The organism is Nocardioides bruguierae (genome assembly GCF_023656415.1).
Classification (GTDB): domain Bacteria; phylum Actinomycetota; class Actinomycetes; order Propionibacteriales; family Nocardioidaceae; genus Nocardioides; species Nocardioides bruguierae.
On the sequence record NZ_JAMOIL010000052.1, the window covers coordinates 1 to 8,894 of the forward strand.

The following is an 8,894-nucleotide window of genomic DNA, read 5'->3' on the forward strand; positions in this document are numbered from 1 at the left end:
CCGCGGCCGTGGAGCAGCGTGCCGCCCGGGCCGAGGCCCGTGCCGAGCGCCGGGCACAGCGCGCCCACGACCGCCTCGTGGCCGCCGAGCTGCTCGTCGCCCGCCGCGACGCGATGACCGCCAGCCAGCGCCGGGACGCGGCCAACCGTGCTGCGCGCCGGCGCCGCCGCGTCCTGATCGCCCTGGTGGCTGCCCTCGCGCTCGTCGGCGTGCTCGCCGCGACGCCGGCGCTGCCCTGGGGCTGGGTGGCCGCACCCGTCGTCCTGCTCGTCGCGTGGCTGGTCGCCTGCCGCGTGATGGTGCGCCGCGAGACCGGCATCTCCGGGCCGCTGGCGCGCATCCCCGTCGTCACCACCACCGAGGCCGAGCAGGCCGCGGAGGAGGACGAGGAGGTCGTCGCACGCACCACCGTCGACCCCGAGACCGGCGAGGTGGCCGTCGTCCGCGTGCAGGGCGACCAGGTCGTCGTGGACGTCGAGCCCGGCTCGATCAACCCCGACGGCACCTGGAACCCCGTGCGCGAGCACGTGCCCGGCTACGTCGGCCAGCCCGTCGCCCAGCGCTCCGTCTCCGAGCTCGACCTGGAGTCCACCGGCGTGTGGACCTCCGGTCGCACCGAGACCGACGCCGCCATCGCCCGCGAGGCCGAGGAGGCCGAGCGTGCGCGCCGCCAGGGGTACGAGGGCCAGGGCGGCCACGGCCGTGCCCTCGGCTCCTGATCCGCGCTTCCCCACCTTCCCTCGCCACCGGCGCCCTCCTCAGCAGGAGGGCGCCGGTGGCGGTCCGGAACGGCCTGCCGGTGGTCGAGGTGTGAGGAGCGTCAGCGACGAGCCTCGAGACCGCCGCACCGGACCGCGACGCCAGCGCCCCGATTCGGGGCCCGGCCTGGCCTGGTGCTAACGTCTGTGACCGCGCCGCAAGGCGCGATGGGGCTGTGGCGCAGTTGGTAGCGCGTCTCGTTCGCAATGAGAAGGTCAGGGGTTCGAATCCCCTCAGCTCCACCGTCAGAAGGGCCGCTCACCTGGGGAACAGGTAAGCGGCCCTTCGCCGTTTCTCGTCCGTTTGGGGCCCACTCGACGGAAACTCGACGAAATCACCCTCAGACCTGCCCCCGGAGCACTGTCAGGGAGGCGGCGAAGGCCCCCTGCACAGCATCGGTGCGGGGCCCTTTCTGTCACGCCTGGCGGCCGCACGTTCGCTGAGGCGGGTCTTGAGGGCCGCCTCAGCTTTGGCGCCGGACTCGCCGGCTGCGGTGACCACTCGGGTCACGCTCCAGCGGCCTACACAAACCATCTGACACGCCCTCGACGCACCAGTAAGTCGCTCCCCGGAGAAATGGCCGGTCCAGTACGGTCCCTGCTTCCTCCACAATCCCGCAGAGCGACGTTTCAAGTTGGCCCTGACGGAAAGTGTGGGGGTACATCTCGGGAAGGAAAAATGTGTCTCACATCACCGCGCCCCCCGCGTCAGCCAAGCGCAGCAGCTCGGCCATGTGCCGCCGAATCACGGCAGTCGCCCTTGGCGGTGCCCTAGCCCTCTCAGCCCTGACCGGGGCTGGTTCCGCAGCCGCGGCGGACACCACCTCGACCGCCGCCGAGGGCACCACTCACCCAGAAGCCGCTCTGCGCGGCTGCGCCGACAACAAGATCACCGTCAAGGGCGTCGCCCGCCGCCGCGACGGGGCCGAGCTCAAACGACACCGATCACCACACGGGCCGGGCGGGAAACGACCAAGGTGGGTGGGAGGTTCGTGCCCTCGCGTACGTACTCCAGCGCCAGCCGCACCGCTGGGCGCGGCGTCGCCACCGGCGACCCCATCGGGCACTCGTCCATCGCCAACCCCAGCGTCATGTTCGTTCAGGCCATCCCGCACGTGACCGCGCAGTATTACTACGGCGCCAAGTCGAAGGCGACCATCGCAGCCTCAGTCGGCGTCGACGGAGGAAAGGGCGCCATCGCCGGCGAGGTCTCCCTGAGCGGCGAGACAGGATTCGGGAGTCTCCAAGAGCTGAACTCAACCGCGAGGAAGCCGAACCGTGCGGTCACCGTCCACCCGCAGATTCAAGTCACCAACAGCTACACCTGCCCGTCGTACAACCCCTACGCCGGCGGATTCAACATGGACTGCGTCGCGGAGTCCTCCGGGCAGTGGACCGGCAAGGTGGCCTCCAAGGCGGCCCAGTTCCGAGGCTGTTTTGTCGACAGCGACGGAGGGTGGTTCTTCCGCAGCCGCAGCAAGAAGGAGTTCATCACCACCGACGGGGTCGAGTACACGAACGGCGTCTCCGGTGGCGTCGGCGGAAGCAGCCTGAAGGTCTCGGTCACCTACGGAGCAGACACCTACGTCAAGCTCATCGTCCACGAGACCAAGAGGCGGCACCGGTACTGCATCGGCGGGAACGAGGACCTGGTCACGGAAAGCGCTGCGCTCTACATGAACTTGCGCGACAAGACCGGCGGTGGGGGATGTCGCACAGACGGAGACACCGACGTCGTCAGCTGCCGAGAGGAGTGAACGTGCCCCACGACGCTTCGACCAGCCCGGTCGGCCGTCAATCCCCAGAGCCACGAGGCGCCCGGTCGGTGCGTCGCGCCGCGGTGAGGAGAGCCTCGGCCCTCTTCGCCGCGGTACTCGCCGCCGGGACGCTCGTCGCCTGTGACAGCGGCAGCTCGGAGCCGACGCCAACAACGAGCCCGGCGACGAGTCAGGCACTGAGCGCATGGGAGCAGGGGTTCGAGGGGACCAGTTGCGCAGAGTTCACCGAACCTGCCGGCGACGAGCAGCAGGGAGGGCCGCTCCAGGACGAGAACAGCCGCGTCTTCGGCCTCGGTATGCAGCGCCAGCCGGGAGACCCGCTGGAGCAGATGGCGATCATCCCGGTCACCAACCACGCAGCCGAGCCGGTAGCGGTCCTCTCCGTCGAGTTCGTCACCGAGAAGGGCGCCTCCCCGTTGACCGTGGCCGGCGTCCGCCTGGCCCCGGGAGACATCCGAAAGGCCATCACTCGTCCCAGGCCGCGGTTCGACACTTGGCCCGACGCGTCCGACTACTGCCTGCCGGGCACCGACGGAGGCACGGGCACTGACCCCACGCCGACCTCCGACCCGGCCCGCGTCGTCCTGGCGTTCCGGATCGGGCCCACCCCCGAGGACGAGGTCGACGGGGAGAAGGAGAGCAAGAACAACGCCATCAACATCCACTACGCCACGGGTGACGGGGCGCGGTACGTCGCGGTTTATCCGTACCAGTTCTACTGGGACAATTAGTCAGGCAACACTGCTGCTTGGGCAGTCTGGATTTGGCTGTGCCGGTTGAGGTCCCTTGCGCTCCTGGCACGCTGGTCCAAATCTCGTTGGGCCTGGTCGCCACTGTCTCGCACTCGGCGCGCCGGTGTGCGCGCCTGGACATGAAACGAGATCCCGGGCGGCCCCTGAGAGAAGGTCAGGGGTTCGAATACCCTCAGCTCCACCGACACCGAAGGCCCGCAGCGTCTGCTGCGGGTCTTCGTCGTTGCCGCGGGTGGGCGGTGCGAGATCGGCCTCAGCGGGCCCGCCACTCGCGAGCGAGCAGCGCGTAGGTGTAGCCGTCGACCCAGCCCAGGTCGGCGTGCCACGAGTCCTCGACGCCGTGCTGCTCGCGCCGCATCCCGTTCTTCTCCAGGACGCGGGTCGAGGCGTGGTTGTCGGCGTTGCAGCCGGCGGTGACGCGGCGCAGGCCGAGGTGGTCGAACGCGGCCGTCAGCAGCCCACCGACGAGGGCGGAGGCGACGCCGCGGCCCCAGTGGCCCGGCGAGACGAGGTAGCCGATGCTCGCCTGGGTGCCCCGCGGCATGCCGGGCTGGCCCATGCCGTCCTCGACCTCGAGGAAGCCGATGGCGACGACGCGTCCGTCGAGCGCGGCCACGCAGGAGTGGTCGCCGTCGCCGGGGGAGAGCCACTCCCGTCGGAACGTCTCCGGCTCGACGTGGGTGCGCATCATGAAGCGGTTGCAGGCGGGGTCGTTGCGCAGCGCGAGCAGGTCGTCGAGCTCCGACGGCTGCGGCCGGCGCAGGACCAGGTCGCCCGCCCGAGCGGGCCACAGGGTTCTCACGCCTCCGATCCTCCCGCAGCAGGAGGAGGCGGGCCCACCGGGTTTCCCCGGTGGGCCCGCCTGTCGAGCTGTGAGGCCTGGGGTGCCCAGGCCCCGACACCTCGCGTCAGCGCTCCTCGCGGAACTCCACGTGCTGGCGGATGCGCGGGTCGTACTTGCGCAGGACGATCCGGTCGGGGTCGTTCCTGCGGTTCTTCGTGCTCACGTACGTGTAGCCGGTGCCGGCGGTCGAGCGGAGCTTGATCTTCGGGCGGACGTCGCCGCTGCGTGCCATGGGTGCCTCCTGTGGTCGGGCCTGCAGCGACACAGCACCACAGGAATGAGAATCATTCCCGACAGTGTGGCAGGGTGAGGTCAGGCGTCCCACCCGGGGTGCCGGAACCGAAGGAGCAACCCCATGAACCGCAAGGACCTCGTCGACGCCGTCGCCCGTGACGCCTCGCTCAACCAGACCCAGGCGGACACCGCCGTCGCCGCCCTGCTCGGGGCCGTGGTCGCCGCGGTCTCGTCCGGCGAGAAGGTCTCCCTGCCCGGGTTCGGCACCTTCGAGCCGCGCACCCGCGCCGCTCGCACCGGCCGCAACCCGCAGACCGGTGAGGCGATGGAGATCGCCGCCTCCGTGGCGCCCGCGTTCAAGCCGGCGGCGCCGTTCAAGCAGGCCGTCGCCCAGCAGGGGCGCTGACGTGGGCGGCGGCGCCGAGCAGACCCCCGGGAGCAGGACGCGGCACACAGCCGAGCAGCCGCTGGCCGCCGTCCTGGTGTGCGCCGACGAGGCCTGCGGGGGCTGCGGCGCCGCCGCGCTCGAGGCACTGCGCCCGCTCGTGGCGCACACGCCCCGCGCCGTCCTGGTGCGCTCGGGCTGCGTGCACCCGCGCGGCGGCTGCCGCGACCGGGGGCCGGACGCGCCGTCCGTCCGTCTCCAGCGGTGCACGGGCGACCCGCGCACCGGGCTGCGGCCGCACGGCCCGTCCCACGCGGTCGACGGCGCCTCCACGGCGGAGGCCTACCGGCAGGTGGAGCGGTGGCTGGACGAGGGCTGAGTCCCGGCCCGGTTGGAGCACCGGGCATCCTGGAGGGGTGACCCGCCTGAACCGGTGGCTGAGCAGCCACGACGTGCTGCCGACGTCCACCGGGGTGGAGATGGCGAAGGCCCTCCTCTGGTGCGAGCTGGCACTGGTGCTGCTGGTCTCGCTGGGCCGCTCGGCGGTCTACTCCGTGGTCAGCCTGGTGGCGGCCCTGACAGCGCCGGGGAGCCTCTCCTCCCAGGCGGCCACCCTCAACTCCTCGATCGCGCCCGACCGGCCCTGGCTCGACCTCACCTACCAGCTGCTGCGGATCGTGTTCGCGCTGATCCCGGTGCTGCTGGCCGGCTACCTGCTCGTGCGCTCGGGCGACCGGCTGCGCGAGGTGTGGTTCCGCGGCGCCGGCTGGCTCAAGGACCTCGGGTGGGGCGCCGCTCTCGCCGCGGCCGTCGGCACCGTGGGGCTCATCTTCTACCTGGCCACCTACGCGCTCGGCACGAACCTCACGGTCGTCGCCCAAGGTCTCGGTGAGACCTGGTGGCGGGTGCCCGTGCTCGTCCTGGCGGCCGCCGAGAATGCCGTGCTCGAGGAGTTCCTCGTGCTCGGCTTCGTGCAGGTGAGGCTGCGTCAGCTCGGCTTCGGCACCGGCGCGGCCATCGGCCTGGCGGCCCTCCTGCGTGGCAGCTACCACCTCTACCAGGGGCTCGGCGGCTTCGTCGGCAACCTGGTGATGGGGCTGCTGTTCGGCACTCTGTACAGCCGCTGGGGCCGCGTCACGCCGCTCGTCGTCACCCACACCCTGCTCGACGTCGGCGCCTTCGTGGGCTACGCCGTGCTCGCCGGTCGCGTCGACTGGATTCCCACGCTGTAGCCGACGTCGCTGGTCGGGTGCGGCGATCTCGAGGCTCGGCCGTGGACGACCTCGCACCTCGATCACCGGCTCCCGCTCACTCGGCCCCGCTCGCCGCGCGCCACAGTGGCACGGTGACGAGGTCGACGATGCGGTCGCGGCGCGGCCGCGGCAGCCCGCCGTGGAGCAGGATGTCGTGCCGGGCCAGGTCCAGCGGCACGGCCAGCAGCTCGCTGCCGAGGGGATCGGGGCCGAGCTCGCCCCGCGCGACCGCGGCCTCGACCACCGGCTGGAGGATGCGGCTGACGGCGTCGGCCATGAGCACCGGCAGGGCGGTGGCCTCCTCGACGGTGAGGTCGGACAGCAGGCCGAGCAGGCTGGCGCGGCTGAGCACCGACGGCATCCGGTCGCCCATCTCGTCCAGGACGCCGTGCAGGTCGCCGGCCAGCGACCCGGTGCTCGGCGTGGGGATGCTCGTCGCCACCTGCCGCACCGCGGCGAACGCCAGGGCCGAGCGCGACGGCCAGCGCCGGTACAGCACCGGCTTGCTGGTGCCCGCCCTCGCGGCGACCCCGTCGAAGGTGAGCGCGCCGTAGCCGTGCTCGGCGAGCTCCTCCAGCGTCGCCTCCAGGATGGCGGTCTCCAGCTCCGCGCCGCGTCGTCGCACCGTGCCCACGTCGTCCTCCTCGTCACGCCACAAGAAACTTGCAGTTTCTTGTGAGTGCACCTTATCGTCTCCTCGATAAGAAACTATCCGTATCTTGTGGAGGTTGGTATGGCAGAGAAGGACGCGGCTCCCACCGCCGTCGTGGAGCAGGCGCCGACGAAGGGACGCCCCGGCCCGCGACGCCTCGTCGTCGCCGTCGTCGGGCTGACGCTGGCCCTGGTCGTGCTGCTCCTGTGCTTCGCGCTGCCCGCGTCGAACACCGGTGCGCACGGCATCCCCGTAGGCGTCGTGGGCCCCGAGCCGGTGGCGACCGCGGTCGAGGCCCAGCTGGACGGGGTCGAGGCCGACGGCTTCGAGGTGACCCGCTTCGACGACGAGGACGCGGCCCGCACGGCAATCCTCGACCGCGAGGTCTACGGGGCGCTCGAGCCGGGCGCGGACGGGTCGGTGACCGTCCTGGTCGCCAGCGCCGCCAGCACCCAGGTGAGCGCGCTCCTCCAGCAGGTCGGCACCTCGATGGCCGCCGCCCAGGGTGGGGTGGCGGACGTCGTCGAGCTGCGGGCCTTCCCTGCCGACGACCCCCGCGGAGCCGGGCTCGCCGCCGGCGCGCTCCCGCTGGCGCTGGGTGGGTGGATCGCCGCCGTCGTCATCATGGCGCTCACCCACTCCCACCGCTCGCGGATGCTGACCGCCGCCGGGTTCTCCGTGGTCGGCGCCTTCGGCCTCACCGCGGCGCTCGAGTACGTCGTCGGCACCCTGGACGGCGACTACCTGCTCACCTCGCTCGCGGTGATGCTCGGCCTGGCCGGCACGGCCTTCGCGGTGATCGGCCTGCGCAGCGCGTTCGGCGGGGCGGGTCTCGGCGTGGCGGCGGTGGCGCTCGTGCTCCTGGGCAACCCGCTCTCGGGGCTCACCAGCGCCCCCGAGATGCTCCCCAGCCCCTGGGGCGCGCTCGGCCAGCTGCTCCCGCCGGGCGCCACCGGCACCCTGCTGCGCGACGTGGCCTTCTTCGACGGGGCCGGGGCCACCCACGCCCTCGTCGTCCTGCTCTGCTGGTTCGTCGGCGGCCTCGCCCTGGCGCTGCTCGCCTGGGCGCGGGACGCGCGCCGCGCGGGTGGGTCCGCGCACGACGCCGACCCCGACCACGGGGTCGAGCGGCGGCCCGAGGCCGCGGTGGAGGGCCACGGGGCCTGAGCCCTGACTCGACCGGCTCCCTGGCCCCACCGGCTCCCTGGGGGGCCGCGGGCCTGTGCCAGTCTGGCCGGATGAGTCTCGGGGGAGCGGACCTGTCGCGCTACGACACCTGGCTGGCCTGGCTGACCGACCGGCTGAGCGGGGACGCCGACGTGCGCTGCGCGTGGGTCGGCGGCTCCGCGGTCACCGGCGGGTGGGACGACTTCTCCGACCTCGACGTCGAGGTGCTCGCCCGACCCGGCCGGGCCGCCGCCGTCCACGACGACCTGGTGGCCGCCGCCGAGCGGGAGATGTCCCTCGACCACGTGTGGCGCCTCCCCGAGGCGACCTACCCCGACGGGCGGCAGTCGTTCTGGCACCCGCAGCCGCACGCCGGCGCGCTGGGGGAGCCCGTGGTGCTGCTGGACGTGCACGTCTCGGACCTCTCCGACGAGCACCGGGTCGTCGACCCGCGCCGGCACGGCCGCCCCCGCGTCCTGCACGACCCCGACGGTCTGATCGAGGTGCGCGAGCTGCCGGTGCCGCCGGACGCGGTGGACGAGGCGCTCGATCAGCTCGCCCAACGCCGCGGGACCGCCGAGTGGCTGGTCAACCGGGCCATCGTCCGCGAGGAGTGGGCCGAGGCGGTGGAGCTGCACCTGCGGTTCGGGCTGCACCCCCTCGTCCGCCTGTTGCGCCTGGAGCACTGCCCCGAGCGCCACGACTACGGCCTGCGGTACCTGCGCCGCGACCTGCCGCCCGCCGTCGCCGACACGGTGGAGGGGATGCTGCCCGGCCGCGGGCCCTCCGGCGACCTCCTCGACCTCGAGCTCACCGCACGCCTCTTCGCCTGGACCGACGTCCAGCTCACCCGGGTGCGTGCCCTGCGGCGATAGTCCGTGACGTTCTGCAGGCGACACGCCGGGTGGATTCAGCCTGTCGTCGCAACAGGTGGATCTGACTCACCCGACAGTAGTGCGTCGAGTTCCTCCGCGGGGGTGCGCCACTTCAGTGTCTTGCGAGGACGGGCGTTGAGCTCGGCGGCGATCTGATCGAGCATCCCGGGTCCGTAGAACGAGAGGTCCTCGCTCT

10 protein-coding genes, 1 tRNA gene and 2 pseudogenes are annotated in these 8,894 nt (G+C 72.4%); 9 read left to right on the forward strand and 4 right to left on the reverse strand.

Annotated elements, in window-relative coordinates:
* From M8330_RS21255 to M8330_RS21270, 4 genes are all read left to right on the forward strand, one after another.
* The coding region (locus M8330_RS21255; protein WP_250828978.1) for a hypothetical protein at positions 1–719 on the forward strand (719 nt) is incomplete at its 5' end.
* A gap of 209 nt (positions 720–928) precedes the next feature.
* Positions 929–1,001, forward strand: a tRNA-Ala gene (locus M8330_RS21260).
* Positions 1,002–1,849: 848 nt separating this feature from the next.
* A complete protein-coding gene (locus M8330_RS21265) occupies positions 1,850–2,515 on the forward strand; it encodes a hypothetical protein (protein ID WP_250828979.1) in 666 nt (221 codons plus the stop codon).
* Between the two features lie 68 nt (positions 2,516–2,583).
* Positions 2,584–3,267, forward strand: coding sequence for a hypothetical protein (locus M8330_RS21270; protein WP_250828980.1), 684 nt, complete (start codon positions 2,584–2,586; stop codon positions 3,265–3,267).
* Between the two features lie 274 nt (positions 3,268–3,541).
* Here the strand turns inward: M8330_RS21270 and M8330_RS21275 are convergent, their stop codons facing one another.
* Positions 3,542–4,090: a GNAT family N-acetyltransferase gene (locus M8330_RS21275; RefSeq protein WP_250828981.1), complete on the reverse strand. Its 549-nt coding sequence runs from the start codon at positions 4,088–4,090 to the stop codon at positions 3,542–3,544.
* A 106-nt stretch (positions 4,091–4,196) separates the two neighbouring features.
* Positions 4,197–4,364: a 50S ribosomal protein L33 gene (rpmG, locus tag M8330_RS21280; RefSeq protein ID WP_250056078.1), complete on the reverse strand. Its 168-nt coding sequence runs from the start codon at positions 4,362–4,364 to the stop codon at positions 4,197–4,199.
* 117 nt (positions 4,365–4,481) lie between these two features.
* On the opposite strand from rpmG, the pseudogene M8330_RS21285 reads away from it, so the two are divergent.
* The 3 genes and pseudogenes from M8330_RS21285 to M8330_RS21295 form a co-directional block, all read left to right on the forward strand.
* Positions 4,482–4,772 (forward strand): annotated as a pseudogene (locus M8330_RS21285) (HU family DNA-binding protein); the annotation flags it as partial.
* A 1-nt stretch (position 4,773) separates the two neighbouring features.
* Positions 4,774–5,130 carry a hypothetical protein gene (locus tag M8330_RS21290; RefSeq protein ID WP_250828983.1) on the forward strand — a complete coding sequence of 119 codons (357 nt, stop codon included), beginning with the start codon at positions 4,774–4,776 and terminating at the stop codon, positions 5,128–5,130.
* A 37-nt stretch (positions 5,131–5,167) separates the two neighbouring features.
* Entirely contained in the window at positions 5,168–5,983 is an 816-nt protein-coding gene (locus tag M8330_RS21295) for a CPBP family intramembrane glutamic endopeptidase (protein ID WP_250828984.1), read from the forward strand.
* Positions 5,984–6,059: 76 nt separating this feature from the next.
* On the opposite strand, the gene M8330_RS21300 is transcribed toward M8330_RS21295, so the two are convergent.
* Positions 6,060–6,638, reverse strand: coding sequence for a TetR/AcrR family transcriptional regulator (locus tag M8330_RS21300; protein WP_250828985.1), 579 nt, complete (start codon positions 6,636–6,638; stop codon positions 6,060–6,062).
* A 99-nt stretch (positions 6,639–6,737) separates the two neighbouring features.
* Between M8330_RS21300 and M8330_RS21305 the strand changes: the two genes are divergently transcribed.
* Both M8330_RS21305 and M8330_RS21310 read left to right on the forward strand, forming a co-directional pair.
* The gene (locus tag M8330_RS21305) at positions 6,738–7,823 is read left to right on the forward strand and encodes an ABC transporter permease (RefSeq protein ID WP_250828986.1); all 1,086 of its coding nucleotides are present in this window, start codon (positions 6,738–6,740) and stop codon (positions 7,821–7,823) included.
* Between the two features lie 71 nt (positions 7,824–7,894).
* Positions 7,895–8,698, forward strand: a complete 804-nt coding sequence (locus tag M8330_RS21310) for a nucleotidyltransferase domain-containing protein (RefSeq protein ID WP_250828987.1) — start codon at positions 7,895–7,897, stop codon at positions 8,696–8,698.
* A gap of 35 nt (positions 8,699–8,733) precedes the next feature.
* On the opposite strand, the pseudogene M8330_RS22850 reads toward M8330_RS21310, so the two are convergent.
* A pseudogene (locus M8330_RS22850) lies at positions 8,734–8,894 on the reverse strand (IS30 family transposase); the annotation flags it as partial.